Genomic DNA, 25,187 nt, shown 5'->3' on the forward strand with positions numbered 1-25,187 from the left:
AATCACAACCCTGTGTCTTTATTCGGAAACAATCATTCCCTAATATGATGCAATGCAAAAGATCGCCCGCAAAGCCGAGCCTGCCCCCAATCCACCCGGCCGTCCCCGCGAGTTCGACATGGACACCGCGCTGGACGGCGCGATCCGGGTGTTTTGCGAGCGTGGTTATCATGCCACCTCGATCGGAGAGCTGACCGCGGCGATGCGGCTTGCCACCGGCAGCGTCTACAAGGCATTTCGCGACAAGCATGCCGTGTTCGTCGCTGCCTTCGAGCGCTATGTGTCGGTGCGCCGGGAGCAGACGCGAGCCGCGGCGGCGCGGGGTGCGAACGGCCGCGAGCGGGTACGCAACGTGCTGTCGTCCTATGTCGAGCACTCCCAGGGCAGCGAGGGCCGCCGCGGCTGCATCGTGGTCGGCAGTGCGGTCGAGCTGTCGGCGGTCGATCCGGCGATGCGCGCGCGTGTCACGGCGCAGCTCAAGACCAACGAGAATTTCATCGCCGGCCTCATTCGCGAAGGGCAGGCCGACGGCTCCATTCCGGACCATGTCGAGGCCGATGACACCGCGCGGCTGATGATCTGCATGACGCAGGGCCTGCGCGTCGTCGGCAAGGTGCGCCTGCCGCTCGACGACGAGCGCCTGCTCGGCGTCGCGATGAAGCTGCTTGCCTGAAGTTTTGTCAAATTAGGAAATGATCGTTTCCTATATCTGGAGACGACGACGTGTCGGAGAGTTTGGAATGACGATGAATGCCACGATCGACGCCGCACCCGAACCGGATGCGGTGTCGCAGCGACTGACCTTCGTGCTTGCCGCGGCCTGTGGCATGGTCGCCGCCAACATCTATTATGCCCAGCCGCTGATCGCCCCGATCAGCGCCGCGCTCGGCCTGTCGCACGCGGCCGCCGGCCTGATCGTGACCATGACGCAGATCGGCTACGGCACGGGCTTGCTGTTCATCGTGCCGCTCGGCGATCTCGTCGAGAACCGCACGCTGATCTGCACCGTCATCACGCTCGGCGCGGCGGCGCTGCTCGCGGCCGCGTTCGCGACCCATGCGCTGCCGTTCCTGATCGCGGCGCTGTTCATCGGGCTCGGCTCGGTCGCGGTGCAGATCATCATTCCCTACGCCGCGCACCTGGCGCCGGAGGCCATTCGCGGCCGCGTCGTCGGCAACGTCTCGACCGGCTTGATGTTCGGCATCATGCTGGCGCGGCCGGTGTCGAGCTTCGTCGCAGCGGCGCTGTCGTGGCACGCGGTGTTCTTCTGCTCGGCGGCGCTGATGATCGTGCTCGCGATCGTGCTGCGTCTCACGCTGCCGAAACGCAAGCCCGTGGCGCGCATGCATTACGGCGAGCTGCTGCTGTCGATGCCGCATCTGGTGCGCGCCACGCCGCTGTTGCGGCGGCGCGCGCTCTACCAGGCCGGCCTGTTCGGCGCCTTCACGCTGTTCTGGACGGTGGTGCCGCTCCAGCTCGCGAGCCAATTCGGCTTCACCCAGCGCGGCATCGCGCTGTTCGCGCTCGCCGGCGTGTCCGGCGTGTTCGCGGCACCGATCGCAGGACGGCTCGCCGATCGCGGCCATAGCCGCGTTGCCACGATCGCCGCGATGCTGTCCGTCGCCCTGGGCTTCCTGGTGACGCATGTCGGCGCAGCCGGATCGATGCTGAACCTCGCCTGTCTGGTCGCGGCCGCGATCGCGATCGATTTCGGCGTGCAGGGCAATGTCGTGCTCGGCTTCCGCGCCATCTTCGTGCTCGGGCACGAGCACCGCAGCCGCCTCAACGGGCTCTATATGGCAACGTTCTTCGCCGCCGGTGCGGCGGGATCGGGGCTCGGCGCCTGGGCGTTCGCGCAAGGCGGCTGGACGCTGGCCTCGGCCATTGGCCTTGCGCTGCCCATTGCCAGCCTGACCTACGCGGCGGCCGAATAACGGTACGATTGTGCGGGCCGCCGTTTACCAAGCCCCGGTTACGGCGGCCCGGCCAATGCAATTTCCACCTCGCGATTTCCCTGCAGCTGTAGTACTTTGGTCGCAAGCGGCCGGGTTAACAGCCGCAGGGAGGCCCTATGAGGCGTGCGGGACTGTATGGCGTACCGCGAGTACGGCCATGGTCGTGGCAGGCATTTCTGCTCGGATTTATCGTCGTCGCAGCGTCGGCTGCGCTCCAAGGTGTCTGCGTCGCGCTCGGCGCAAAGCTCTATTTCGCAGCGTTCCTCCCCAGCCTGTTCGTGCTCGGCCTCGTCGCGGGTGCACCGGCGGCGGTGTTCGCCGCATTGCTCACCGTGCCGCTGGTGTGGTGGGCGTTCATTCCGCCCTTCTTCGAGTTCACGCCGCTGTCCAGCGCGAATGCGGATTCCATTAATCTGTTCTGCCTGCTCGCCGTGCTCCTGATCGGCCTTGCCGATCTCTGCCGCGCGAGCATGACGATCACCGGCCGCGGTGGATTGAAGTCGCCGGGTGAGAGCGCGGCAACGAATTCGCAATAATCGGGTGCTGCACCGAGCGCGTGCGTTGCGCTCGCGCAACAGTCCGGCAACCATCCACACAGCCGGATCGCGCCGCTAACTTTTCGAAAAAGATTTGGCCGCAATTTCCCTCGTGGGAATACGAGGGAGTTTTCGACATGAACGGACACGCCATTTTCGAGAACGTGCGCCGCTACCGCGGCATCGCATCGCTCTATCGCCAGACCGCGGCGTTTCGGCCGGGCCAGCGCTGGTCACTCTTGGAGCAGGCCAGCGAGTGGGAAGCCCGCGCGCTGTCGGAACTGGAAGCCTATTTCGCTTCGCGCGCCGACTACGCCACGCCGCTCGCTGCCTAAGCGTTAACCATCCGGCGCGAACGTCAGCGAAGGGATCGCTGACGTTGCCTGAGACTAGCTCAGAACCTGTAGCTCGCCTGAACCCTCACCGTGCGCCCCTGGCCGGGTGAGATGTTGTTGTTGCCGTCGGCCGAGGCCCAATATCCCTTGTTGAAGATGTTCTCGACCGTCAGCTGCGCGCGCCAATTGGCATCGATCGTGGCGTAGACGCCGGCATCGAAGCGCACGAAGCTCGGCAGCCTCACGGTGTCGTCTGACGACGCAAAGGAATCACCGAAATAGATGATGCCGAGTGCCGCCGCCCACACGGGCGTGAACTGGTACTTGTTCCACCATGCAAACTGATTGTACGGCACGAGCTGCACGCGATTGCCGGCGACGACGGTCGCCGATGTCGCGCTGGTGATCTTCGCGTCCGTATAGGCATAGCCTAGCGAGGACTGCCATTGGTCGGTGACGTAGCCGACGAGGCTCGCCTCGAAGCCGCGCGTCAGCGTGGCGCCGGACGGGAAGAAAAAGCCAGGATTGTTGCCGTCGGCGATCGGCTGGTTGGTGCGGTTGAGATTGTAGATCGCCGTCGAGAACAGCAGTTTCGGGTTGATGTTCCACTTCATCCCGACCTCGGTGTTCTCGAATTTCTGCGGCTGCAGGATCAGCGTGCCGTCGGTGAGCGAGGAGAACTGATCGCCGGAAGCGGGCAGGTAGGAGATGCTGTAGGCGGTGTAGATCGACATGCTCTCGATCGGCTTGACGATCAGGGCCGCCTGCGGCGACACCAGATTGTCGGTGCGGGCGCGGTTGATGTTGGTGTTCATGTCCAGCGCCGACATCTCGAACCGGTCGAACCGCGTGCCCACGATGAGCTGGAGCGCGCGCGAAAATTCGATGGTGTCGCGCAAGTAACCGGACTCGATGTTCAAGCCGTATTTGCTGTTGGAGTCCGGCGTGGTGACGCCGTCGGTATTGGTGCCGGTGAAGTGGTGGACGAAGTTGACCGGCCCGAAATAGGTCGGCGCGAACGGGTTCTGGACGATGGTGTTGGTGCCGTTCGGGAAGACGCCGGTGTTGCGGATGTCGACGCCGGTCTGGTGGCCGAACTCGGTGCCGAAGCCCACGGTGTGCGCGACCGGCCCGGTCCAGCCCTTGTAGATGAAGTCGGTCTGGTTGAAGACATTGTCGCGGTTGGTGGTGTGCTGATAGGCGCCGAGATTGACCGCGGTGTCGGCCGGATTGACGGCGCCGGCCAGCGCCCCGCCGGTCGGATAGATGTTCTGGTAGAATTTCTGGTAATCGGCCGCGATCGTGCCGTTACGCACCGTCAAGCCGTTCTGGAAATCGTGCTCGACGATCGCCATGCCGGTCTGCACCGTTGCCTGCGCGGTGTTGAGGCTCGGACTGCCGAAGAAGGTCTGGAAATTTCCGTTCGGGGCAAACGGCGTGGTCGGATTGAACCGCGTGACGCCGCCGGGGAGGCTCTGCGAGGGATTGCCGCGATCGGCGGTGCGGCCGTCGTGGTAATATTCGTAGGACAGCTTGACCTTGGTGAAGTCGTCCGGCTTCAGGGTGACGGTCGGATTGATGCCGTAGCGTTCGAGATGGTTGAAGTCGCGGAACGCATCGCTGCCCTCGTAAAACACGTTCAGTCGCGCCGCGACGTTCTCGTTGATGGCTTGCCCTGCGTCGAGCGTGACGCGGCGGTCGCCCCATGATCCCGTCTGCGCGGTCGCCTGGTAGACACGGTTGCCGTCGGCCTCCTTGAGCGTCCGGTTGAGAAGCCCGCCGCCCGCACCGCGGCCGAAGGTGATCGCGCTCGGGCCCTTCAGCACCTCGATGCTCTGGGCGTTGTACATGTCGCGGAAATACTGAACGTCGTCGCGAAAGCCGTTGACGAAGAAATTCGCGCTGGAATCGACGCCGCGGATGACGAGCTCGTCGCGATTGCCTTCGCCCTGGTGCACGGCGACGCTGGGCACATAGCGCGTCACGTCGGTCAGGCCCTGGTAGTTCTGGTCGCGGATCTGCTCGTGGGTGATGACGGACAGCGATTGCGGGATGTTGACGATCGGCGTGTTGGACTTGGTGGCAACGGAGGTGCTGTTGGTGAAATAGCCGACGGTGCCGGTGCGGGCATCCTGCGATGGTGCGAACGGCTTTGGTGCGGGCGTCGTCTCGGGCCGGCGCGCCGTCTGCGTGCGACGTGAGCGCGTGCCGCTCGAGCGTCGCGACGCCGCGGATGAATTGGTGCGGCGCTGCGCCTCGGGGGCCGTGACGTTGACGGGAGGAAGCGTTGCGCCCGGTGCCGGCGCTGATTGCGCGAAGGCTTGTGGACTGGCGAAGAACGCGCCTGACGTCATCAATACGGCAAGCACGCTGCGGGCAACCCCGCGGCCGGCAACAGGCAATAGAATTCCGTCGGCTGCGATGCGGTTCATCGCGCCCTCCCTTGCACTTCAAAGCTCGCCCGGATTCCCCAAAGATGCGGCGGATGCGGGGCAAGACTCATCCGTGCACGCGAAGTCACTGCGTGCATGAACAATTTGGGCGTTCAGCAATTCCGGGACATCAGATTTGAATCGTTCGAAACATTTCGAGTTCCAACGATCCCCTGTGCGCGCAGAACCCGTGACGACTACGGAGTTACGCCGCCGGCCGTGTGTGCTAGCAACTGGCCCGGATCTCTACGACCGCCGGGGCGCGCGATGACCACCTTCAACCGCATCTTCACGACAGAGCGCCTGCTCCAGATCATCGTCGTTCTGGCGGCGACGGTCGCGATGAAGCTGATGGTCTGAGCGCCGGCGGCGCTACCGCTCGCCGAAATCGGGCACTTCGGGCAGATAGTTCGCGCCTTCCGAGCCGAGGAAATCGAACATCGCCTGCGCCGGCGGCAGCAGCACCTTGTCGCTGCGGCGGATCACGTACCATTGCCGGACGATCGGAAGACCCGCGACATCGAGCACGATCAGTCGCCCCTCGGCGAGCTCATGCGCCACCGTGTGCGCCGAGATGAAGGCGATGCCGAGACCCGCGATCACCGCCTGCTTGATGGTCTCGTTGCTGCTCATCTCCATGCCGATGATCGGCTCCAGATCGGATTTCTGGAACATCCCCTCCATCAGCGTGCGTGTGCCCGAGCCGGGCTCGCGGGTGAGGAAGGTCTCGTGCACGAGATCGGTCAGGCTGAGGCCTGAATCCTTCTCCAGCCAGTGCCCCTTGCGCGCGACGATGATGTGCGGATTGCGCCCGAGCTGACGCACATCGACGCTGACGTCGGCCGGTGGCCGACCCATCACCGCGAAATCGAGGTCGTAGCCGTGCATGGCCTCGCGAATCTCCTCGCGATTGCCGACGGTCAGCTTGATCTCGATCTTCGGTGAGCGCTTGGAGAAGGCCGCGATCGCATGCGGCACGAAATATTTCGCGGTCGAGACCGCACCGAGATGCACCGTGCCGCCGGTCTTGCCCGCGAGCAGATCGAGCGCGCCCTGGCAGTCCGTGATCGCGGCCTCGACGCGCTCGGCGAGCGCCAGCACCTCGCGACCTGCCTCCGTCAGCAGCATGCCGTCGCCGGTCCGCTGCACCAGCGGCAGGCCGGCGAGGTCCTGAAGCTGCCGCAGCTGCTGGGTCACGGCCGGCTGGGTCAGCCCGAGCTGGGTCGAGGCGGCGGTGACGCTGCCCTTGGCCGAAAGCGCCGCGAGCGAGCGCAACTGCCGGATGGTCAGATGCCGGAGCTGGGTCGCCGCATGGCCGGGGCCATTATAAGAAAATTCTTTGGCACTCATTATGAATAGAAATTTTCCTTATTAAGCCGGCCCTGTCAATCTCCTCGTGCTGGGAACGACCGCGACCTGCCTCCATCGGGGAGGGAACTGGATGCGGCGCCCACAAGGGGATGGACGCAGATGACCGGGCAACTCAGGCTGGACGACCACCTTCAACGCCACTCCGAGACGGCGCCGCATGCGCTCGCCGTGGCGGCTGCAGTCGACGCCATCGCGGCCGCCGCGATCGAGATCGCCGATCTCATCGCTACCGGTGATCTTGCGGACGCCTCGGGCCTGACCACCGGCCGCAACAGCGACGGCGATGTCCAGCGTAACCTCGACGTGCAGGCGGATGCGATCCTGCGCCGCTGCCTCGGCAAGCTGCCGATCGCGGCGCTGGCGTCCGAAGAGATGCGCGAGCCTCAGATTGGCGACCGCGAGGCCAGGATCTGCGTCGCGATCGATCCGCTCGACGGCTCCTCCAACATCGACCTCAACATGACGGTCGGGACGATCTTCTCGATCTTGCCCGCGCCGGACGATCTCGGTCTCGCCTTCCATCAGCGCGGCTCGGCGCAACTCGCCGCGGGCTTCGTCACCTACGGTCCGCAGACCTCGCTGGTGCTGACGCTCGGCGACGGCGTCGACATCTTCACGCTCGATCGCAAGGCCGGCTGCTTCCGTCTCGCGCGCAGCGCCGTGCAGATCTCCGAGGCCTGCGAGGAGTTCGCGATCAACATCTCCAATCGCCGCCATTGGGAGCCGCCGGTGCGCGCCTTCATCGATGAATGCCTCGCCGGCGTTGACGGGCCCGCCAACCACAATTTCAACATGCGCTGGATCGGCTCGCTGGTCGCGGAAACCTATCGCATCCTCACGCGCGGCGGCGTGTTCCTCTATCCCTCCGACGCGCGGCCCGGCTATGGCGACGGCCGCCTGCGCCTCGTCTACGAGGCGCACCCGATGGCGATGATCATCGAGCAGGCCGGAGGTTCGGCCTCCACCGGGCGCGAGCGCATCCTCGATCTGTCAGCGCAAAACCTGCACCAGCGCGTGCCGCTGGTGATGGGCTCCAGCAACGAGGTGCGGCGCGTCGCCGAACTGCACTGCGATCCGCTGCTGGTTGCCAGTGTCTCCGCGCCACTGTTCGCGCGGCGCGGCTTCTTCCGGCTCTGAGCGAGGTGACCCATGTCCAGGAAGCATCCGATCATCTCCATCACCGGTTCGTCCGGCGCGGGTACGACATCGGTCAAGAAGACGTTCGAACAGATCTTCTTCCGCGAGAAGGTCAACGCCGTCTACATCGAAGGCGACGCATTCCATCGTTATGACCGCGCCGAAATGCGCGTGCGCATGGCGCAGGAGGCCGAACGCGGCAACAAGCACTTTAGCCATTTCAGCCCGGACACCAACCTGTTCGAGGAGCTTGAGCGTGCATTCCGCGACTATGGCGAGACCGGCACCGCGACGACGCGGCACTACGTCCACGACGCCGAGGAGTCCGCGCTGCACGGTGCGGCGCCCGGCACCTTCACCGAGTGGAAACAGCTCCCGGAGAATTCCGACCTGCTGTTCTACGAAGGCCTGCACGGCGCCGTCGTCACCGACCGGGTCAACGTCGCGCGCTATGCGGACCTGAAGATCGGCGTCGTTCCCGTCATCAATCTCGAATGGATCCAGAAGCTGCACCGCGACCGCAGCGCGCGTGGGTATTCGACCGAAGCCGTCACCGACACCATTTTGCGGCGGATGCCGGACTACATCCACTACATCTGCCCGCAATTCACCGAGACCGACATCAACTTCCAGCGCGTGCCGACGGTGGACACCTCCAATCCGTTCATCGCGCGCTGGATCCCGACGCCGGACGAATCGATGGTCGTGATCCGTTTCAAGAATCCGCGCGGGATCGACTTCCCCTATCTGCTGTCGATGCTGCCGCAGAGCTGGATGTCCCGTGCGAACTCCATCGTGTGTCCGGGCGCAAAGCTCGATCTGGCGATGCAGCTCATCCTGACGCCCCTCATCATGCAGCTGATCGAGCGCAAGCGCAGCTTGAAGTGAAAAGGAGGATCTGATGAACATCTCGGTTCATGCCGACGCCGACCTCACGGCGGTCGCGCACAGCGATCTCGCCAACGCCGTCCGCTTCCTCGCGGTCGACGCCATCGAGACGTCGCAGTCCGGTCACCCGGGCCTGCCCATGGGCATGGCCGACGTCGCGACCGTGCTGTTCTCGCGCTTCCTCAAATTCGACTCGGCACATCCGAACTGGCCGGATCGCGACCGCTTCGTGCTCTCGGCCGGCCATGGCTCGATGCTGCTCTATGCGCTGCTGCATCTGACCGGCGGCGATGTCAGCCTCGACGACATCAAGGCGTTCCGGCAATGGGGCTCGAAGACGCCGGGCCATCCTGAATACGGCCACACGCCCGGCGTCGAGACCACGACCGGACCGCTGGGGCAGGGCATCGCGACGGCCGTGGGCATGGCGCTCGCCGAGCGTATGGCCAACGCGCGGCATGGTGACGGCCTCGTCGATCACTTCACCTACGTGATATCAGGTGATGGTTGCCTGATGGAGGGCATCAGCCAGGAGGCGATCTCGCTCGCAGGTCACCTCCAGCTCGGCCGCCTGATCGTGCTGTTCGACGACAACGGCATCTCGATCGATGGCCCGACGTCGCTCGCAACTTCGGACGATCAACTGGCGCGCTTCGCCGCCTCCGGCTGGTCCGTCCGCCGCGTCGACGGGCACGATCCCGAGGCCGTTGCGCAGGCGATCGCAGAGGAGCGCGAGAGCGCAAAGCCGTCCCTGATCGCCTGCCGCACGATCATCGGTTACGGCGCGCCGGATCGTCAGGGGACCGAGAAGGCGCATGGCGCGCCGCTCGGCACCGAGCAGGCCGCGGCCGCACGGCGGGCACTCGGCTGGGACTATCAGCCCTTCGTCGTGCCGATCCCGGTGATGAAGGCGTGGCGGATGATCGGGCAGCGCGGGCAGGTGGATCGCCTGGCCTGGCTCGATCGCTACGAAGACGCGACGCCCGAGCAGCGTGAGCTCTTCATCGAGGGCAAGTCGGTTGCCCTGCCGAACGCCTATGCCCAGGCCTCGGCGAAATTGCGCGAACGCTTTGCCACCGAGCGTCCGAAGCTTGCGACGCGGCAGGCCTCGCAGCAGGTGCTCGATGGCATCGCGGGGACGATCCCCGGATTCGTCGGCGGCTCTGCGGACCTGACACATTCGAACCTGACGCATGCCAAGGCGCAGGTTCCGGTCAAGCGTGCCGCATTCGCTGGCGACTACATCCATTACGGCATTCGCGAGCACGGCATGGCGGCCGCGATGAACGGCCTCGCGCTGCATGGCGGCTTCATTCCCTATGGCGGCACGTTCCTCGCGTTCTCCGACTACAGCCGGCCGGCGATCCGTCTTGCGGCCCTGATGCGCCTGCGCGTCATCCATGTCATGACCCATGACTCCATCGGTCTCGGCGAGGATGGTCCGACGCATCAACCGGTCGAGCATCTCGCCGCGCTGCGCGTCATTCCGAACCTGCTCGTGTTCCGGCCCGCCGACGCGGTCGAGACGCTGGAAGCCTGGGATTGCGCGCTTGAGGCCGAGAATCGTCCCTCCGTGCTGTGCCTGTCGCGCCAGGCATTGCCGACCTTCCGCAGCGATGTCCGCGGCAGGAACCGGGTCGCGCGCGGCGCCTATGTGATCGTCTCGCCTGATGGCGGACGCGACGTGACGCTGATGGCGACCGGCTCGGAAGTCTCGATCGCGCTGGAGGCCTCTCGCCTGCTTGCAACAGAGCACGTCCGCGCCGCCGTCGTGTCGGCGCCCTGCTTTGCCCTGTTTGAGGAGCAACCCGACGACTATCGCGCCGCAGTTCTCGGCAACGCGCCGCGCGTGGGCATCGAGGCGGCCGTCGTCGGCGATTGGCATCGCTGGATCGGCGCGGAGGGCGAGTTCGTCGGCATGCGCGGCTTCGGTGCCTCGGCCCCGGCTCCGGTGCTCTACCGCGAGTTCGGCATCACGCCGCAAGGCGTCGCGGAAGCCGCCCGGCGGGCGATCGCCCGCGCTCGCAAGTAATAACAGGAGGACTCTTCGTGGCCCGTATCACTCTTCGCCAATTGCTCGATCATGCCGCCAGCCACGGTTACGCGGTGCCGGCATTCAACATCAACAACATGGAGCAGGGCATCGCGATCATGCAGGCGGCGGCCGAGGTCGATGCGCCCGTCATCATCCAGGCCTCGCGCGGTGCCCGCAGCTATGCCGGCGATCTCATGCTGTCGCACATGATCGACGCGCTGGAGCGAACCTATCCGGACATTCCGCTCTGCATGCACCAGGACCACGGCAATGACGAGGCGACCTGTGCGTCGGCCATTGCCCATGGCTTTACGTCCGTGATGATGGATGGATCGCTCAAGGCCGATGCCAAGACGGCCGCCGACTACGATTACAACGTCGCGATCACCCGCCGCGTCGTCGATCTCGCGCACTGGGTCGGCGCCTCCGTCGAAGGCGAACTCGGCGTGCTCGGCTCGCTCGAGCATGGTGGTGGCGAGCAGGAGGATGGCCATGGCGTCGAGGGCAAGGTCAGCCACGACCAGCTGCTGACCGATCCCGACCAGGCCGTCGACTTCGTTCGCGCCACCAAGGTCGATGCGCTCGCCATTGCAATGGGCACCTCGCACGGCGCCTACAAGTTCAGCCGCAAGCCGGACGGCGACATTCTGGCGATGCGGGTGGTCGAGGAGATCCACCGCCGGCTGCCTAACACGCACCTCGTGATGCACGGTTCCTCGTCGGTGCCGCAGCCTCTGCAGGACATGTTCAACCAGTTCGGCGGCGAGATGCCGCAGACCTGGGGGGTGCCGGTCGAGGAAATCGTGCGCGGGATCAAGAGCGGCGTGCGCAAGGTCAATATCGACACCGACTGCCGGCTCGCCATGACCGCCGTGTTCCGGAAAGTGGCCGCGCAAACGCGCTCCGAGTTCGATCCGCGCAAATTCCTCAAACCCGCGATGGATGCGATGCGCGAGCTCTGCCGCGATCGTTTCGAGCAGTTCGGTACCGCCGGCCACGCCAGCAAAATCAAGGTCGTTCCCTTGAGCGAGATGGCGCGGCGTTACCGCACTGGCGAGCTTGACCCCGGCATCGGTACCCGTGAGCCGGTCGCAGCCTAATCATTCAGAGAGAAGAGCAGGAGAGAGCCATGAATGCACATGCAGGAACCGTCCGCGGCAAGGAACGCTATCGATCAGGCACGATGGAATACGCGCGCATGGGCTATTGGGAGCCCGAATACACGCCGAAGGACACCGATGTCATCGCGCTGTTCCGTGTCACGCCGCAGGAGGGCGTCGACCCGATCGAGGCGTCGGCCGCCGTTGCCGGCGAATCCTCCACTGCGACATGGACGGTGGTGTGGACCGACCGCCTGACTGCCGCGGAGAAGTACCGCGCCAAGTGCTATCGCGTCGATCCGGTGCCGGGCACGCCGGGCTCGTATTTCGCCTACATCGCCTATGACCTCGACCTGTTCGAGCCGGGTTCGATCGCCAACCTCTCGGCATCGATCATCGGCAACGTCTTCGGCTTCAAGCCGCTCAAGGCGCTGCGCCTGGAGGACATGCGGTTCCCGGTCGCTTACGTGAAGACATTCCAGGGGCCGGCGACCGGCATCGTGGTCGAGCGGGAGCGGCTCGACAAATTCGGCCGGCCGCTGCTGGGCGCAACGGTCAAGCCGAAGCTCGGACTTTCGGGCCGCAATTACGGCCGCGTCGTCTACGAGGCGCTGAAGGGCGGGCTCGACTTCACCAAGGACGACGAGAACATCAACTCGCAGCCCTTCATGCACTGGCGCGACCGCTTCCTCTATTGCATGGAGGCGGTGAACCGTGCGCAGGCGGCCTCCGGCGAGGTCAAGGGCACGTATCTGAACGTCACCGCGGGCACGATGGAGGACATGTACGAGCGCGCGGAGTTCGCCAAGGAGCTCGGGTCGTGCATCGTCATGATCGACCTCGTGATCGGCTATACCGCGATCCAGTCCATGGCGAAGTGGGCGCGCCGTAACGACATGATCCTGCATCTGCACCGTGCCGGCCACTCGACCTACACCCGGCAGAAGAGCCATGGCGTGTCGTTCCGCGTCATCGCGAAGTGGATGCGGCTGGCCGGCGTCGACCACATCCATGCCGGCACGGTGGTCGGCAAGCTCGAAGGCGATCCCAACACCACGCGCGGCTACTACGACGTCTGCCGCGAGGATTTCAATCCGACCAGGCTCGAGCACGGCATTTTCTTCGACCAGTCCTGGGCGAGCCTGAACAAGATGATGCCGGTGGCCTCCGGCGGCATCCATGCCGGCCAGATGCACCAGCTGCTCGATCTGCTCGGCGAGGATGTCGTGCTGCAATTCGGCGGCGGCACCATCGGCCATCCCATGGGCATTGCGGCAGGCGCGATCGCCAACCGCGTGGCGCTGGAGGCGATGATCCTCGCCCGCAACGAGGGGCGCGACTACGTCCACGAAGGTCCGGAGATTCTCGCCAAGGCCGCGCAGACCTGCACGCCGTTGAAGTCGGCGCTCGAAGTCTGGAAGGACGTGACCTTCAACTATCAATCCACCGACACGCCGGACTTCGTGCCCACGGCGCTGGAAACCGTCTGAGGAGAAAGAATATGAAACTGACCCAGGGCTGCTTCTCGTTCCTGCCCGATCTGACTGACGACCAGATCTACAAGCAAGTGCAGTACTGTCTTGCCAACGGCTGGGCGGTGAACATCGAGTTCACCGACGACCCGCATCCCCGCAGCACCTATTGGGAGATGTGGGGCCTGCCGATGTTCGATCTCCAGGACGCCGCCGGCGTGATGATGGAGTTGGCCGAATGCCGCAGGGTGTACGGCGACCGCTACATCCGTGTCAGCGGCTTCGACTCGAGCCACGGCTGGGAATCGGTGCGGATCTCCTTCCTCGTCAACCGTCCGCCGCAGGAGGCCGAGTTCGAGTTGGTGCGGCAGGAGGTCGGCGGCCGCGCGATCCGCTACACCACCGTGCGCAAGCCCGCCGCCCACGCCTCGCAATAGCCTCTCCCTTCCGCACGGAGCACTCCCTGCTCCGTTTCCTTGGCGGACCACTGCTTCGCCGCATCCCCCCGCGGCGAAGCTCTTTTCTTCGAGGTGCCCATGCTCGACGTTCCCCATGCAGCAGCCGCTGAAGGCGGTGAGACCCATTTCGATCTTCGCAAGGAGGCCGAAGCGGCCGGGATCACCGACACGCTGCAACAGCTCGAGCAGGAGCTGATCGGCCTGAAGCCGGTCAAGAGCCGGGTGCGCCAGATCGCGTCGCTCCTGCTGATCGAGCGCATCCGCCAGCGTGCCGGCCTCGCTTCGGCGCCACCGACGCTGCACATGTCGTTCACCGGCAATCCCGGCACCGGCAAGACCACTGTGGCGTTGCGCATGGCGAAAATCCTGCACGGCCTTGGTTTCGTGCGGCGCGGACAGGTGATCTCGGTGACGCGCGACGATCTCGTCGGGCAATATATCGGCCACACCGCGCCGAAGACCAAGGAGATCCTGAAGAAGGCGATGGGCGGCGTGCTCTTCATCGACGAGGCCTATTACCTGCACCGGCCCGACAACGAACGCGACTACGGCCAGGAGGCGATCGAGATCCTGCTCCAGGTGATGGAGAACCAGCGCGAGGACCTTGTGGTGATCCTCGCCGGCTATGGCGAGCGCATGACGAGCTTCTTCGCCTCCAATCCCGGCTTCCGCTCGCGCATCGCCCATCACATCGAATTTCCGGATTATGCGGAAGCCGAGCTGCTGGTCATCGCCGAGCTGATGCTGAAGGAGCGTGGCTATCGCTTTTCGGCGGCGGCGCGCGAGGCGTTCGAGAAATACATTGCGCTGCGCCGGACCCAGCCGTTCTTCTCCAACGCGCGCTCGATCCGCAACGCGGTCGATCGCATTCGTCTGCGGCAGGCCGATCGCCTGGTGTCCGATCTCAATCGTATGCTCGACGTCGCCGACCTCGAGACGATCGATCCCATAGACGTCCTGGCGAGCCGTGTCTTCAGCGGCGGAGCCGATGCGCGGAGTGCAAAACCATGACCAAGGAGATCGTGATCGCCCCCTCGATCCTGGCGGCGGATTTCGCCCGCCTCGGCGACGAGATCGCGGCAATCGATGCGGCCGGCGCGGACTGGATCCATTGCGACGTCATGGACGGCCACTTCGTGCCGAACATCAGCTTCGGCGCAGATGTCATCAAGGCGATCCGGCCGGCGACGAAGAAGGTGTTCGACGTGCACCTGATGATCGCGCCTGTCGATCCCTATCTGGAGGCGTTCGCGAAGGCGGGCGCCGACGTCATCACCGTCCATGCCGAGGCGGGGGCGCATCTCGACCGTTCGCTCCAGGCCATCCGCGCACTCGGCAAGAAGGCCGGCGTCAGCCTGTGTCCGGCGACGCCCGAGAGCGCGATCGAATATGTGCTCGATCGTCTGGATCTCGTGCTGGTGATGACGGTCAACCCGGGTTTCGGCGGCCAGTCCTTTCTCGAATCCCAGCTCGAGAAGATCGCGCGGATTCGAAGCATGATCGGCGAGCGGCCGATCCGGCTCGAGGTCGACGGCGGCGTCACGCGTGACAATGCGGCTGCTGTCGCCGCTGCGGGGGCTGACACGCTGGTGGCCGGTTCCGCTGTGTTCCGCGGCAAGAGCAGTGCCGATTATGCCGCCAACATCGCGGCCATTCGCGTTGCCGCGGAATCCGGCCGGGTTCCGAAACGGCAGGATAATTCCTCGCTGCCGATGCGGGTCGGAGAGAGTGCGTTGATCCGGTAGACTACGGATGATGAGACCGGTGATGCCGCCGTCGCTGCTCCGGTTGCGCCGAGGCGTGCCACATTTCTCCGGGGTTCCACGGAGAATGTTGAACAAGCCAATCAATCGTTTCAGGCCGGAGTAACCAACGCGCCCGAGACGAAGATTCGATTAACACCCACGCAATGCGAGGTATCGCAGTCTCCGGTTCAGGAATGCGAGAGAGCGTGGGGATGCTGATCCAGGATACCTGCAGGCATGAGGCCTGCACGCGGCGAGAGGCGATGGCATGAGCATGCATCGCTTGTTCGCCGAGCAGCTTCGCTGCGCCACGGACGCAACCGGACAGGTCGACGTCGTCAAGCTGGGCGAGCTCGTCAGCGCGGCCTATGAGGTCAGCGATCGCGAGCGGCAGCGGATGATCGATGCACGCGCGCAGACGCATGATGAGGTCGCGCAGGATCTGCTGCGGACCCAGGAATTCCTCGATACCATCGTCGAGAACATCCCGATCGCTGTGTTCGCGAAGTGCGCGAAGGATTCGCGCTACATCCTGCTCAATCGCGCCGGCGAGGACCATTACGGCGTGCCTCGCGAGCAGATGCTCGGCAGGACGCCCGAGGAGATTTTCCCGGCTGAGGTCGCCCGCATGGTCAACGAGCAGGACCGCCGCGTCGTCGCCAGCGGCATGCCGATGTTCCTTGAGGAGCACCTGCTCGAGATCGGCGTCAAGGGCCACGACCGCGTCGTCAATTCGCGCAAGATGCTGATCAGCGATGATGCCGGCGATCCGCAATATCTGGTCGGCGTGATCGAGGACGTCACCGAGCGCGTCAATACGCAGGAGCGCATCAGCCACCTCGCGCATCACGACGCGCTGACCGACTTGCCGAACCGCAGCGCATTCAATGCGGCGCTGGGCGAGCGGCTGCAGCGCGCGCAGCAGGCGTCGGCCGGTTTTGCGGTGCTCAGCCTCGATCTCGACCGCTTCAAGGACGTCAACGAGTTGTTCGGCCATCCGGTCGGCGACATGATGATGCGCGCGGCGGCCGAGCGGCTCGCTGCGGAAGCAGATGGGGCCTTCGTCGCCCGTATCGGCGGTGACGAGTTCATGATCCTGATGCCGGACGATGTCTGCCGTGAAGAGGTGCTTGCGACCGGCGAGCGGCTGGTCGAGGCGATCGGCAACGAGCTCGAGGTCGACGACTATCTCTCCCATGTCGGCCTCAGCGTCGGCATCGCGCTCTATCCCAATGACGGCGTGGATGCGGCAACGCTGCTCGCCAATGCCGATTCCGCGCTGTATCGCGCCAAGCGCGAGGGCCGGGGCAGGGTGTGCTTCTTCGAATCCGAGATGGATCGGGAACTGCGCGATCGCAGGCTGCTGCTGCACGATCTGCGGCAGGCCGTCGAGCAGAACGAGCTCCTGCTCTACTTCCAGCCGCAGGCGCGGATGGACGGCGAGATCATCGGCTTCGAGGCGCTGTTGCGCTGGCATCATCCGACCCGCGGCATCGTGCAGCCGGACCAGTTCATCCCGCTGGCCGAAGAGAACGGGCTGATCATCCAGATCGGCGAATGGGTCTTGCGCGAGGCGTGCCGCGAGGCCGCGTCCTGGCCGCGGCCGCTGCAGGTCGCGGTCAATCTGTCGCCGGTTCAGTTCCAGACCGGCGACCTCGAACGGTCGATCCACCGGATCCTGTTGGAGACGGGACTTGCGCCGACACGGCTCGCGGTCGAGATCACGGAGGGCGTGCTGATCGGCGATTTCGCCCGCGCGCTCAATCTGCTGCGGCGGCTGAAGGCGCTCGGCATCCGTATCGCGATGGATGATTTCGGCACCGGGTACTCGTCGCTGTCCTATCTCCAGTCGTTCCCGTTCGACAAGATCAAGATCGACCGCAGCTTCATCTCCAATCTCGAGGCGACGCCGAAGTCGGCCGAGATCGTTCGTGCGGTCCTGAGCCTGGCGCACGCCCTGCACATCCCAGTCGTCGCGGAAGGGGTGGAGACGGAGGCGCAGCGTGCCTTCCTCGAGTGCGAGGCCTGCGAGGAAATGCAGGGTTATCTGATCGGCCGGCCCGAACCGATCGAACGCTATTTCGATTTGATCGGCATCAACGTCGAACGCCGCCGTTACGCCTAAACCCATCGTGAGTTTCAGGCTCGAGTTCGCCCGATAGGAACCAATGTGCGTCGTCCGGTTTCCCTAGAGTTAACCAAGGTTAAGCCGGCTGTGTACGCAGAAAATGTTTTGCACAACCGCCATCGGCGTGACGCAAATCAGGATAATAAGCCCGTGTGAATGCGAGGGAGGGTCTCATGGAGAACGTACGTCGCTACCGCGCGCTGGCGTCCCTCTGTCGCCAGCAGGCGGCCTATCGGCCGCTCCAGAACTGGCAGCTGCTCGGCCAGGCCGAACATTTCGAATATCTTGCCGAGATCGCGCTGAAGGCGCATTTCGACGCGTGCAATGCGCAACGCGAAGACGACGCCATCGCAGCCGCCGCATGGGAGCGACCCGCCGCGGCGTGAGCGTGGGTCCGTTCCGCCTTCGCTAGTGCGACATCAGGGTCGGGACCGTCATGGCTTCCAGCATGGCGCGGGTGACGCCGCCGAGAAAGCGCTCATGCAATCGGGAATGGCCGTAGCCGCCCATCACCAGCACATCGAGGCTCTCGTCCGCCGCCAATGACAGGATGGTGGGCTGGATATTGGCGCGCGTGGCCGAAAGGCTGTCCGTGCGCGTCGACAGGCCGCGGCGGCCCAGATGTTTCGCCAGATTGCTCGCGGAAGCCTCCTCGGGAGCGGTGTCGGACTCGTTGATCGCAATGATCACGATCTCCTCGGCGCGTGCCAGCAATGGCGCTGCGTCGCGCATCGCGCGGCTCGCAAGCCGGCTGCCATCCCAGCAGATGCCGACCCGCTTCGCCCTGAATGTCCCGCGGAAGGTGTGGGGAAGGAACAACACCGGACCGCCCGCCTGGAACAGGATTTCGCCCGGCACGTCGTTGTCGAACGACGCCAGCGCCGGATCGGGCTGGAGCACGATGCTGAGATCATGCAGCCGTGCCATTTCGCCGAGCGAGGCGGCTGCATCGACCGGGATCGCACCGAGCGGGTGGCAGGTATAGGAGATCCCGGCGATGGCCGCTCCGCTTCTGAATACCGCGAGCGCCGCCTCGGCCCGTTCCATCGCGCGCTCGCGTTCCATCTCGAACACGGCTGCCACGGCAGCACCGCCCTCCATGGCATAAGCAGCCGTGCCCGCGACATAGCCAACGGCGATCGCGTCGATGTGGGCGTTGAGCTTGGCCGCAAGCGAGATCGAGCCGTCGATCAGGGCGCGCATCGGGCGCTCGGTCGGAATATGGACGAGAATATCCTTGTACATGGTGCGCCTCCGATGGCCATCATCCAATGGGCGCAGTTTTTCACTGCGCGGGGGGGCTCGCGTTGAGCTGCATCAAGTGCGCGGCGAGGAAATTTAGCCTGCGGCCGCCCGCCGCGCTTTCTTTGCCAAGATTTAATCGCGTGGACGGGACGCCGTAAGGTGACGGTGTCCATGTTGGGTGCAAGGCGACTTACCCAACATGGACATTTCGACATGATCGATCGCGTCAATTCCGACACCAAAAGCACCCGTACAATTCTCAGGCCGCGCCGGCTCGCGCTGCTCGGCACTGTGGCCGCGCTTGGCGTGGCCGTGCTGGCTGCGTCTCCGGCTTCGACGCCGTTCGGCGTGAACTCCCTGATTTCGCCGGCGCAGGCCGCTGAGAGCGCCGCGACGCCGCCGGGCTTCGGCGACCTCGTCAGCAAGGTCAAGCCCGCCGTTATCTCGGTGCGGGTGAAGATCGACCAGGACAACGACAAGAGCGCGATGCTGCAGCAGAACCGGATGGATCAGGACGAGGATTCTCCGTTCGACCAGTTCCAGCGGCAGTTCGGCTTCCGCGGCCAGGGTGGCATGAATGGCATGCCGCGCCAGCGCCACCAGGTGATCACGGGCGAGGGCTCCGGCTTCTTTATCTCGGCCGACGGCTATGCCGTGACCAACAACCATGTCGTCGACCACGCCGAGTCCGTGCAGGTGACGATGGATGATGGCACGATCTACACCGCGAAGGTGGTCGGCACCGATCCGAAGACCGACCTCGCGCTGATCAAGGTCGACGGCAAGAAGGACTTCCCGTTCGTGAAATTCTCCGACCAGAAGCCGCGGATCGGCGACTGGGTGGTCGCGGTCGGCAATCCCTTCGGCCTCGGCGGCACGGTGACGGCCGGTATCGTCTCGGCCAGCGGCCGCGACATCGGCAACGGTCCCTATGACGACTACATCCAGATCGATGCGCCGATCAACAAGGGCAATTCCGGCGGTCCGGCCTTCGACATGAACGGCAACGTGATCGGCGTGAACACCGCGATCTTCTCGCCCTCGGGCGGCTCGGTCGGCATCGGCTTCGATATTCCGTCCTCGACCGCCAAGCTCGTGGTCGCGCAGCTCAAGGACAAGGGTGCCGTCACCCGTGGCTGGCTCGGTGTGCAGGTGCAGCCGGTGACCGCGGAGATCGCCGACAGCCTCGGCCTGAAGGCGGCGCGCGGCGCCATCGTCGACAACCCGCAGGATGGCAGCCCGGCAGCGAAGGCCGGCATCGAGGCGGGCGACGTCATCACCGCCGTCAACGGGACCGAGATCAAGGACTCACGCGATCTCGCCCGCACCATCGCCACGCTGGCGCCGGGCACGTCCGTAAAGCTCGACGTCGTTCACAAGGGCGACACCAAGACGGTGACGCTCGCGCTCGGCGAACTGCCGAACGAGCGGCAGGCCAAAGGAGGCGATAGGTCTGGTGACGGCAAGGCACAGCAGGCTCCCGGTACGCCGCGCCTCGGCCTCAGCCTGGCACCGGCCGGCGAGGTCCAGGGCGCAGGTCAGAAGGGCGTCGTGGTCACCGAGGTCGACCCGCAGGGACCGGCAGCGCAGCGCGGCATCCAGACCGGCGACGTCATCCTCAATGTCGGCGGCAAGGCGGTCGCCAATGTCGGTGACGTCCGTTCCGAGCTGGCGCAGGCCAAATCGTCCGGCAAGAACAGCGTGCTGCTGCAGGTGAAGAGCGCTGAGGCGACCCGCTTCGTCGCGGTGCCGCTCGCCTGATTTCCGGATCCCGACGGCAAATTCAAAAGGCGGCCTGCGGGCCGCCTTTTTCGTGCATACCTCTCGAGATACCCACAGGCTGTCGATAACATTCTCGTTAACGGCAGCATTGGTGACGGGTTCGTCCGAAAAAGCCGCGTTCGCTCGTCAGACTTTGGAATCGCGTGTTGTGCCTTGGCGGCAATGACGGCGCCGAGGCAAATTGCTGGAGTGGAACTTCGGACGTCCGGCTGCTTTGTGGAACCGGCCGGTGGTCCGCATTTGATCGGTGCCGACATGGATCGATTGAAGCTCTCGCTGAAGCTTGCGCTGCTGCTGGCGCCACTCGTGCTGTCGACCGGAAATGCCTTGGGGCGCGACGACGGCCGCTTCACCGACTCACCGCTAAAACCCTGGTTCGACAGCCTGCGCAGCCATCTCGGTCCATGCTGTTCGGACGCGGACGGCGTTGCCGTCGCCGATCCCGACTGGGACTCGCACAATGGGCATTACCGGGTTCGTCTTGACGGGGAGTGGGTCGAGGTCCCCGACGAAGCCGTGATTACCGAGCCGAACCGCGCCGGTCGCACCATGGTCTGGCCGGTCAAGACAGCGTTCGGCGTTTCGATTCGCTGCTTCATGCCCGGCAGCATGATCTGACGCCGGGCGGCGTCAGCGCTTGGCGGATTTCCGCTTCGAGCTCTTCTTGGCCGTCTTCTTCTTTGACGTTTTCTTTGACGTTTTCTTGGATGCCTTCTTTGGCACCTTCTTGCCCTTTGCGCGTGCTTCCGACAGGCCGATTGCGATCGCCTGCTTGCGGCTCTTCACGCGACCGCCGCGGCCGCCGGGTCCGCTCTTCGCGGTCCCCTTCTTGTAGCGCCGCATCTCTCGTTCGACATCACTGCCGGCACTGCGTGAGTAGCGGCGTTTCTTTGCCTTGCGTGCCATCAACTCTCTCCCTTGACCTCCCCTTGGCCTCGGAAGAGAACAGGAGGGCTGACGCAACGTTCCAAAGGCGCCGGCCGCGGGCCTCAGAAGGAGTTCGCGAGCTCGATCTCCGCTTCAAGCACCTGGATGCGGCGTGCGGCTTCGGCCGAGGACAGGCCGCGATCATATTGCGCGGGCTGGTAGGCCTCTTCGCTCAGCCGCTTCAGCCGCAGCCCTTGCGCCCGGGTCATCTGCTCCATGAGAAAAGCCTTGGCGTCGTATTTACCCTGAACCTGCATCTCTGCTCTCCACTCTGAATTCGTGACTTGACTATATGTTCTTATTTTGTTCTAACAAGCCATGGACAACAGAATTAATGAAATTCGACGCAAAATCAGCGCCTTGAGGCTGGAGATGGCCGATGTCGAGGCGTCCGTGCGCGATCTCGTCAATCGCGATCGCGACTGCACCGGGCGGGCTCTGACGCAGATGGAGCTGCGCCGGAAAATCAATCTGCTGATCGGCGAATGGAAGGCCGCCGGCGGTGGCGGGGTGTTGCCCGACATCCGCGACCGGGTGCGTCTTCGTGCGCAGAAGAGCGAGAGCAGGGCGGCGCGCCGTTGAGACATGCCACGGCGGTGGCGGATGGAGGCTGGCGGTGGAAGAAGACCCGGACGCCTACCGGATTCTGAAGCTCCGCGCCGAGATCCTCGAATTGGGCTCCGCGATCCGGCAATTGCAGCGCGAGGGCCTCGACGATGCCGCGGCCCAGCTCCTGATTACGCGCAAGCGGGCGCGGCTCGACCACCTCGTGAAGACAGCTCCCACAGGCGGCCACCTTAACATCACTGACATTCGACGCAGCTAAAGCGATCGCGCAACGCGACATGCCGGAGCTCGTCCGTGCCGGAAGCCGAAATGGCCGCTCTGCTGAGGGCCGTGCTTGATGAGGTCTGTGCCGATCTTGCGCCGTCCGAAATGGCGACGCGCGAACGAATTGCCGCACGACTGGGTGATCTTGCTCGATCGGGGCAATGTTCGGTCGACGATTTGAAGCGCGCCGGCCGGGACGTGCTGACCCGCGCGCCGACGATGTGGCGCTAAGTTCGCTGGCCATGTGCCTCGACTGCCGATCGAGACCGGCATCGCCAAAGCAACGAAAAGCCCCGCGTCGCCGCGGGGCTTCTCATTGTCTTGAGCCCGCGCTTACTTGCTCATTCCGTTCTGGGGCTTGGTCATGCTGCCACCCTGATCGCTGCCGGGGCCAGCACCGCCTTGGCCGGACGCGTCGGCAGGTACGGTCTTCTTCATGTTGGCGCCTGTCGTCTGCGACGACGAGGTTGATGATTCATGCTTCGCCTTGTGCGACTTGGCCTGCGCGGCGAAGGGCGCGGCAGCGAGGCCGGTTACCAACATCACGGCGAGAGTGAGCTTGGTCGTGTTCATGCGCGGGAACTCCCTGAGTTGAATTGACGCAGGCAGAGCCAACCGCTCATTGCCGAGGGAGTTCCGAACCAAAGAGCGCATTGCGCCTCACGCGCGCTTCAAGATTCCTTGTCCTCGTTGAGGATGAACACGACACCCGTCAGCGCCGCACCGATGGCAAACGTCGTCACCATCGTGCCGACAAAGACGAAGGCTGCCGCATGGCCGCCGTGATTCAGCAATTCTGCGACCGCGGGATTGGCCAGGATCAGTGCAAGTGTGAAGACCAGGCCGAGTGCCGCGCCCATCATCGCGTGTGTCATCAGCTTGATGATGCCGGTGGGAGAGATCAGGCTTGGCGATCTATTTGGCGACCTGTTTGGCGACTTTTTTGTGCGCATGGAACTGCCGATCGATCTGGCACGCCAACGCGCATCGTCGTCGCGGGTTCCATTTTGCATGAAGGAATTGTCATCCCCCGCTTCATCCGACGTTCATGCCGATCTTGCCAGGATGAACGGCATCAACACGGGAACATTCGCTATGGGTAAGGTGGTCTTTCTCTATCGCTCGCTGGCCTACCGTAACGCAGCGGCCGACATGTTGCGCAAGGCGCGCAAGCTGCCGCGCGGTGCAGAGCGCAGCGCAACCCGCCGCTACGCGACGGCGTTGCGCGATCTCGCGCAAACGGAGGCCTGGCTCGAGGGGCGTGTCGCCGATGAACCGAAGCCGATGTTACGGCTGAAGGTCGCTGCGTCGCGCTAACCCGACGCGCGCTGAAGTTCGGGGGAGGTGCTGGCCTCGAACTTGTCCTGCGTTGCCGATGTTGCCGCGCTCTTGCGTATCAACGGCACATTGAGGCGGCACAACAGGCCCTCCGAACGCCAGTCGAATTGCGCCTGTCCGCCGAGCTGGGATTCGACACTGGCCAGCAGGCTTCTCGTGCCGAAGCCTCGCGACTTCGGCGTCCTGACCAGCGGCCCTCCGGTCTCCTCCCAGGTCAGGACGAGAAGATCGTTCTCGACCTGCCAGCCGATCGCGAGCCGCCCCGACCGGGTCGAGAGCGCGCCATATTTGGCCGAATTGGTGAAGAGCTCGTGCAGCGCAAGCGCCAGCGTCTGCGCCGTCGCCGGCAGCAACTGCACCTCGGGACCCGTGAGCTCGATCTGTCCGCCGAGCGAGTAGGGCGCAAGCTCCTCCTCGATCAGCTTGGAGAGCTCGGCGCCCTGCCAGCTCGACAGCGACAGGATGGTGTGCACGCGCGCGAGCGCATTGATGCGCCCCTCGACGGCATGGACGTAAGCCTTGACCTCGTCGGCACGGGTGAGGCGCACGATCGACTGTGCCAGCGCCAGCGCATTCTTGGCGCGGTGATCGACTTCGCGCGCCAGCAGGTTCTGCCGTTCCTCGGCGCGCTTGCGTTCGGTGATATCGACCGTGACGCCGCTCACCCGCACCACGCGGCCGCCCGGATCCACCGTTGCGGCCGCCGTGCCGACGCACCAGCGCACCTCGCCATCGGGCCTGCAGACGCGAAACTCTCCCTCATAGGCGTGGGCGCCGGTATTGAACGCGGCAATCGCCTGTCCGAACCGGTCGAAATCATCCGGGTGCAGCAGCGCCTGGATGTTGGCCGAGGTGACGTTGAAGGTCTCCGGCGTCACGCCGAAAATGCGGTACTGGCCTTCGTCCCACATCCAGTCGCCGTTGACCCAATCCCAGTCCCAGGATCCCATCTTGCCGGCGGCAATCGCCATGCTGCGCCGCTCTTCGCTCTCGCGCAACTTCGCGGTGGAATTCTCGAGCTCGGCCGTGCGGGCGCGGACGCGATCCTCGAGATCCTGGTTCAGCCGTTCGAGCTCGCGCGTCTTGCGATAGAGCTCGGCAAACACCTTGACCTTGGCGCGCAGCACTTCCGGTATGACGGGTACCGGAACATAGTCGACCGCGCCCATCTCGTAGCCGCGGAGCCGGTCGATGTCGCTGACCTGGATTGCCGAGATGAAGATCATCGCGGTCTTCTGGAAGCGCGGATGCTCGCGGATCATCGCGGCGAGCTCGAAGCCGTCGAGCTCGGGCATGCAGACGTCGACCAGGATCACCGCGATCTCGGTCTTGAGCAGAACCTCCAGCGCCTCGCGGCCGGACGAGGCGATCACGAGGTTCTCGCCGAGTTCCTTCAAGATCACCTCATAGGCGAGCAGCTTGGCCGGCTGGTCGTCGACGAGGAGGATATTGACCTTTTCGTGGTCCATTCT

At 64.6% G+C, this 25,187-nt stretch carries 28 protein-coding genes; 20 read left to right on the plus strand and 8 right to left on the minus strand.

Features of this window, described 5'->3' with window-relative positions:
* Window positions 1-52: 52 nt before the first annotated feature.
* The 4 genes from NLM31_RS12235 to NLM31_RS12250 all read left to right on the plus strand — a co-directional run bounded on the left by NLM31_RS12235 (window position 53) and on the right by NLM31_RS12250 (window position 2,826).
* The gene (locus NLM31_RS12235) at window positions 53-673 is read left to right on the plus strand and encodes a TetR/AcrR family transcriptional regulator (RefSeq protein WP_254192358.1); all 621 of its coding nucleotides are present in this window, start codon (window positions 53-55) and stop codon (window positions 671-673) included.
* Between the two features lie 67 nt (window positions 674-740).
* Window positions 741-1,934: an MFS transporter gene (locus tag NLM31_RS12240; protein ID WP_254192359.1), complete on the plus strand. Its 1,194-nt coding sequence runs from the start codon at window positions 741-743 to the stop codon at window positions 1,932-1,934.
* Between the two features lie 137 nt (window positions 1,935-2,071).
* Window positions 2,072-2,491: a DUF4118 domain-containing protein gene (locus NLM31_RS12245; RefSeq protein WP_254192360.1), complete on the plus strand. Its 420-nt coding sequence runs from the start codon at window positions 2,072-2,074 to the stop codon at window positions 2,489-2,491.
* 137 nt (window positions 2,492-2,628) lie between these two features.
* On the plus strand, window positions 2,629-2,826 hold the full coding sequence (locus NLM31_RS12250) for a hypothetical protein (RefSeq protein WP_254192361.1): 198 nt from the start codon (window positions 2,629-2,631) through the stop codon (window positions 2,824-2,826).
* A gap of 59 nt (window positions 2,827-2,885) precedes the next feature.
* On the opposite strand, the gene NLM31_RS12255 is transcribed toward NLM31_RS12250, so the two are convergent.
* Together NLM31_RS12255 and NLM31_RS12260 are read right to left on the minus strand one after the other, a co-directional pair.
* Window positions 2,886-5,258, minus strand: a complete 2,373-nt coding sequence (locus tag NLM31_RS12255; protein ID WP_254192362.1) for a TonB-dependent siderophore receptor — start codon at window positions 5,256-5,258, stop codon at window positions 2,886-2,888.
* Window positions 5,259-5,630: 372 nt separating this feature from the next.
* Window positions 5,631-6,608 carry a LysR family transcriptional regulator gene (locus NLM31_RS12260; RefSeq protein ID WP_254192363.1) on the minus strand — a complete coding sequence of 326 codons (978 nt, stop codon included), beginning with the start codon at window positions 6,606-6,608 and terminating at the stop codon, window positions 5,631-5,633.
* Window positions 6,609-6,728: 120 nt separating this feature from the next.
* Here NLM31_RS12260 and NLM31_RS12265 point away from each other — a divergent pair, with 120 nt between their 5' ends.
* From NLM31_RS12265 to NLM31_RS12310, 10 genes are all read left to right on the plus strand, one after another.
* Window positions 6,729-7,766 (plus strand): class 1 fructose-bisphosphatase, encoded by a 1,038-nt coding sequence (locus NLM31_RS12265; RefSeq protein WP_254192364.1) that lies wholly within the window; start codon window positions 6,729-6,731, stop codon window positions 7,764-7,766.
* 12 nt (window positions 7,767-7,778) lie between these two features.
* Complete coding sequence (locus NLM31_RS12270) at window positions 7,779-8,654, plus strand: phosphoribulokinase (protein WP_254129523.1); 876 nt, start codon at window positions 7,779-7,781, stop codon at window positions 8,652-8,654.
* A 13-nt stretch (window positions 8,655-8,667) separates the two neighbouring features.
* Window positions 8,668-10,686 carry a transketolase gene (gene tkt / locus NLM31_RS12275; protein WP_254192365.1) on the plus strand — a complete coding sequence of 673 codons (2,019 nt, stop codon included), beginning with the start codon at window positions 8,668-8,670 and terminating at the stop codon, window positions 10,684-10,686.
* A 17-nt stretch (window positions 10,687-10,703) separates the two neighbouring features.
* A complete protein-coding gene (gene fba / locus NLM31_RS12280) occupies window positions 10,704-11,789 on the plus strand; it encodes a class II fructose-bisphosphate aldolase (RefSeq protein ID WP_254192366.1) in 1,086 nt (361 codons plus the stop codon).
* A gap of 29 nt (window positions 11,790-11,818) precedes the next feature.
* On the plus strand, window positions 11,819-13,279 hold the full coding sequence (locus NLM31_RS12285) for a form I ribulose bisphosphate carboxylase large subunit (RefSeq protein WP_254129526.1): 1,461 nt from the start codon (window positions 11,819-11,821) through the stop codon (window positions 13,277-13,279).
* An 11-nt stretch (window positions 13,280-13,290) separates the two neighbouring features.
* Window positions 13,291-13,698 carry a ribulose bisphosphate carboxylase small subunit gene (locus tag NLM31_RS12290; RefSeq protein ID WP_254129527.1) on the plus strand — a complete coding sequence of 136 codons (408 nt, stop codon included), beginning with the start codon at window positions 13,291-13,293 and terminating at the stop codon, window positions 13,696-13,698.
* A gap of 99 nt (window positions 13,699-13,797) precedes the next feature.
* On the plus strand, window positions 13,798-14,730 hold the full coding sequence (gene cbbX, locus NLM31_RS12295; RefSeq protein WP_254192367.1) for a CbbX protein: 933 nt from the start codon (window positions 13,798-13,800) through the stop codon (window positions 14,728-14,730).
* Complete coding sequence (gene rpe / locus NLM31_RS12300) at window positions 14,727-15,464, plus strand: ribulose-phosphate 3-epimerase (RefSeq protein WP_254192368.1); 738 nt, start codon at window positions 14,727-14,729, stop codon at window positions 15,462-15,464. Before cbbX ends, rpe begins: the two co-directional genes overlap by 4 nt.
* A gap of 268 nt (window positions 15,465-15,732) precedes the next feature.
* Window positions 15,733-17,589: a bifunctional diguanylate cyclase/phosphodiesterase gene (locus tag NLM31_RS12305; protein WP_254192369.1), complete on the plus strand. Its 1,857-nt coding sequence runs from the start codon at window positions 15,733-15,735 to the stop codon at window positions 17,587-17,589.
* Between the two features lie 176 nt (window positions 17,590-17,765).
* Window positions 17,766-17,978, plus strand: coding sequence for a hypothetical protein (locus tag NLM31_RS12310; protein WP_254129531.1), 213 nt, complete (start codon window positions 17,766-17,768; stop codon window positions 17,976-17,978).
* A gap of 22 nt (window positions 17,979-18,000) precedes the next feature.
* On the opposite strand, the gene NLM31_RS12315 is transcribed toward NLM31_RS12310, so the two are convergent.
* Window positions 18,001-18,837, minus strand: coding sequence for a universal stress protein (locus tag NLM31_RS12315; protein ID WP_254192370.1), 837 nt, complete (start codon window positions 18,835-18,837; stop codon window positions 18,001-18,003).
* A 213-nt stretch (window positions 18,838-19,050) separates the two neighbouring features.
* On the opposite strand from NLM31_RS12315, the gene NLM31_RS12320 reads away from it, so the two are divergent.
* Window positions 19,051-20,598 carry a Do family serine endopeptidase gene (locus tag NLM31_RS12320; protein ID WP_254192371.1) on the plus strand — a complete coding sequence of 516 codons (1,548 nt, stop codon included), beginning with the start codon at window positions 19,051-19,053 and terminating at the stop codon, window positions 20,596-20,598.
* A gap of 276 nt (window positions 20,599-20,874) precedes the next feature.
* Window positions 20,875-21,237, plus strand: coding sequence for a hypothetical protein (locus NLM31_RS12325; protein WP_254135299.1), 363 nt, complete (start codon window positions 20,875-20,877; stop codon window positions 21,235-21,237).
* 12 nt (window positions 21,238-21,249) lie between these two features.
* On the opposite strand, the gene NLM31_RS12330 is transcribed toward NLM31_RS12325, so the two are convergent.
* A complete protein-coding gene (locus tag NLM31_RS12330; RefSeq protein ID WP_254129534.1) occupies window positions 21,250-21,525 on the minus strand; it encodes a DUF6496 domain-containing protein in 276 nt (91 codons plus the stop codon).
* A gap of 83 nt (window positions 21,526-21,608) precedes the next feature.
* Entirely contained in the window at window positions 21,609-21,803 is a 195-nt protein-coding gene (locus tag NLM31_RS12335) for a DUF3072 domain-containing protein (protein WP_200472691.1), read from the minus strand.
* 115 nt (window positions 21,804-21,918) lie between these two features.
* On the opposite strand from NLM31_RS12335, the gene NLM31_RS12340 reads away from it, so the two are divergent.
* The 3 genes from NLM31_RS12340 to NLM31_RS12350 are packed head-to-tail and all read left to right on the plus strand — an operon-like array spanning window position 21,919 to window position 22,608.
* Window positions 21,919-22,128, plus strand: a complete 210-nt coding sequence (locus NLM31_RS12340) for a hypothetical protein (RefSeq protein ID WP_254192372.1) — start codon at window positions 21,919-21,921, stop codon at window positions 22,126-22,128.
* Window positions 22,129-22,162: 34 nt separating this feature from the next.
* Window positions 22,163-22,372, plus strand: coding sequence for a hypothetical protein (locus tag NLM31_RS12345; protein WP_254129536.1), 210 nt, complete (start codon window positions 22,163-22,165; stop codon window positions 22,370-22,372).
* Window positions 22,373-22,407: 35 nt separating this feature from the next.
* A complete protein-coding gene (locus NLM31_RS12350; protein WP_254192373.1) occupies window positions 22,408-22,608 on the plus strand; it encodes a hypothetical protein in 201 nt (66 codons plus the stop codon).
* Between the two features lie 102 nt (window positions 22,609-22,710).
* Here NLM31_RS12350 and NLM31_RS12355 read toward each other — a convergent pair whose 3' ends face one another.
* Window positions 22,711-22,950 carry a hypothetical protein gene (locus tag NLM31_RS12355; protein WP_254192374.1) on the minus strand — a complete coding sequence of 80 codons (240 nt, stop codon included), beginning with the start codon at window positions 22,948-22,950 and terminating at the stop codon, window positions 22,711-22,713.
* Window positions 22,951-23,048: 98 nt separating this feature from the next.
* Window positions 23,049-23,252 carry a hypothetical protein gene (locus NLM31_RS12360; RefSeq protein ID WP_254129539.1) on the minus strand — a complete coding sequence of 68 codons (204 nt, stop codon included), beginning with the start codon at window positions 23,250-23,252 and terminating at the stop codon, window positions 23,049-23,051.
* A gap of 7 nt (window positions 23,253-23,259) precedes the next feature.
* Between NLM31_RS12360 and NLM31_RS12365 the strand changes: the two genes are divergently transcribed.
* Window positions 23,260-23,694, plus strand: a complete 435-nt coding sequence (locus NLM31_RS12365; RefSeq protein ID WP_254196174.1) for a hypothetical protein — start codon at window positions 23,260-23,262, stop codon at window positions 23,692-23,694.
* Here the strand turns inward: NLM31_RS12365 and NLM31_RS12370 are convergent.
* On the minus strand, window positions 23,691-25,184 hold the full coding sequence (locus NLM31_RS12370) for a sensor histidine kinase (RefSeq protein ID WP_254192375.1): 1,494 nt from the start codon (window positions 25,182-25,184) through the stop codon (window positions 23,691-23,693). The two genes, NLM31_RS12365 and NLM31_RS12370, sit on opposite strands and share 4 nt — an antisense overlap.
* Between the last annotated feature and the right edge of the window lie 3 nt (window positions 25,185-25,187).

This window comes from Bradyrhizobium sp. CCGUVB4N (genome assembly GCF_024199945.1).
In the GTDB taxonomy this organism is placed as follows: domain Bacteria; phylum Pseudomonadota; class Alphaproteobacteria; order Rhizobiales; family Xanthobacteraceae; genus Bradyrhizobium.

Excerpts from the sequence above, each read along its gene's own strand:
- NLM31_RS12235 (WP_254192358.1), top strand. The coding sequence starts at position 53 with ATGCAAAAGATCGCCCGCAAAGCCGAGCCTGCCCCCAATCCACCCGGC.
- NLM31_RS12240 (WP_254192359.1), top strand. The coding sequence starts at position 741 with ATGACGATGAATGCCACGATCGACGCCGCACCCGAACCGGATGCGGTG.
- NLM31_RS12245 (WP_254192360.1), top strand. The coding sequence starts at position 2,072 with ATGAGGCGTGCGGGACTGTATGGCGTACCGCGAGTACGGCCATGGTCG.
- NLM31_RS12250 (WP_254192361.1), top strand. The coding sequence starts at position 2,629 with ATGAACGGACACGCCATTTTCGAGAACGTGCGCCGCTACCGCGGCATC.
- NLM31_RS12255 (WP_254192362.1), bottom strand. The coding sequence starts at position 5,258 with ATGAACCGCATCGCAGCCGACGGAATTCTATTGCCTGTTGCCGGCCGC.
- NLM31_RS12260 (WP_254192363.1), bottom strand. The coding sequence starts at position 6,608 with ATGAGTGCCAAAGAATTTTCTTATAATGGCCCCGGCCATGCGGCGACC.
- NLM31_RS12265 (WP_254192364.1), top strand. The coding sequence starts at position 6,729 with ATGACCGGGCAACTCAGGCTGGACGACCACCTTCAACGCCACTCCGAG.
- NLM31_RS12270 (WP_254129523.1), top strand. The coding sequence starts at position 7,779 with ATGTCCAGGAAGCATCCGATCATCTCCATCACCGGTTCGTCCGGCGCG.
- tkt (WP_254192365.1), top strand. The coding sequence starts at position 8,668 with ATGAACATCTCGGTTCATGCCGACGCCGACCTCACGGCGGTCGCGCAC.
- NLM31_RS12285 (WP_254129526.1), top strand. The coding sequence starts at position 11,819 with ATGAATGCACATGCAGGAACCGTCCGCGGCAAGGAACGCTATCGATCA.
- NLM31_RS12290 (WP_254129527.1), top strand. The coding sequence starts at position 13,291 with ATGAAACTGACCCAGGGCTGCTTCTCGTTCCTGCCCGATCTGACTGAC.
- cbbX (WP_254192367.1), top strand. The coding sequence starts at position 13,798 with ATGCTCGACGTTCCCCATGCAGCAGCCGCTGAAGGCGGTGAGACCCAT.
- rpe (WP_254192368.1), top strand. The coding sequence starts at position 14,727 with ATGACCAAGGAGATCGTGATCGCCCCCTCGATCCTGGCGGCGGATTTC.
- NLM31_RS12305 (WP_254192369.1), top strand. The coding sequence starts at position 15,733 with ATGAGCATGCATCGCTTGTTCGCCGAGCAGCTTCGCTGCGCCACGGAC.
- NLM31_RS12310 (WP_254129531.1), top strand. The coding sequence starts at position 17,766 with ATGGAGAACGTACGTCGCTACCGCGCGCTGGCGTCCCTCTGTCGCCAG.
- NLM31_RS12315 (WP_254192370.1), bottom strand. The coding sequence starts at position 18,837 with ATGTACAAGGATATTCTCGTCCATATTCCGACCGAGCGCCCGATGCGC.
- NLM31_RS12320 (WP_254192371.1), top strand. The coding sequence starts at position 19,051 with ATGATCGATCGCGTCAATTCCGACACCAAAAGCACCCGTACAATTCTC.
- NLM31_RS12325 (WP_254135299.1), top strand. The coding sequence starts at position 20,875 with ATGGATCGATTGAAGCTCTCGCTGAAGCTTGCGCTGCTGCTGGCGCCA.
- NLM31_RS12330 (WP_254129534.1), bottom strand. The coding sequence starts at position 21,525 with ATGGCACGCAAGGCAAAGAAACGCCGCTACTCACGCAGTGCCGGCAGT.
- NLM31_RS12335 (WP_200472691.1), bottom strand. The coding sequence starts at position 21,803 with ATGCAGGTTCAGGGTAAATACGACGCCAAGGCTTTTCTCATGGAGCAG.
- NLM31_RS12340 (WP_254192372.1), top strand. The coding sequence starts at position 21,919 with ATGGCCGATGTCGAGGCGTCCGTGCGCGATCTCGTCAATCGCGATCGC.
- NLM31_RS12355 (WP_254192374.1), bottom strand. The coding sequence starts at position 22,950 with ATGAACACGACCAAGCTCACTCTCGCCGTGATGTTGGTAACCGGCCTC.
- NLM31_RS12360 (WP_254129539.1), bottom strand. The coding sequence starts at position 23,252 with ATGACACACGCGATGATGGGCGCGGCACTCGGCCTGGTCTTCACACTT.
- NLM31_RS12365 (WP_254196174.1), top strand. The coding sequence starts at position 23,260 with ATGATGCCGGTGGGAGAGATCAGGCTTGGCGATCTATTTGGCGACCTG.
- NLM31_RS12370 (WP_254192375.1), bottom strand. The coding sequence starts at position 25,184 with ATGGACCACGAAAAGGTCAATATCCTCCTCGTCGACGACCAGCCGGCC.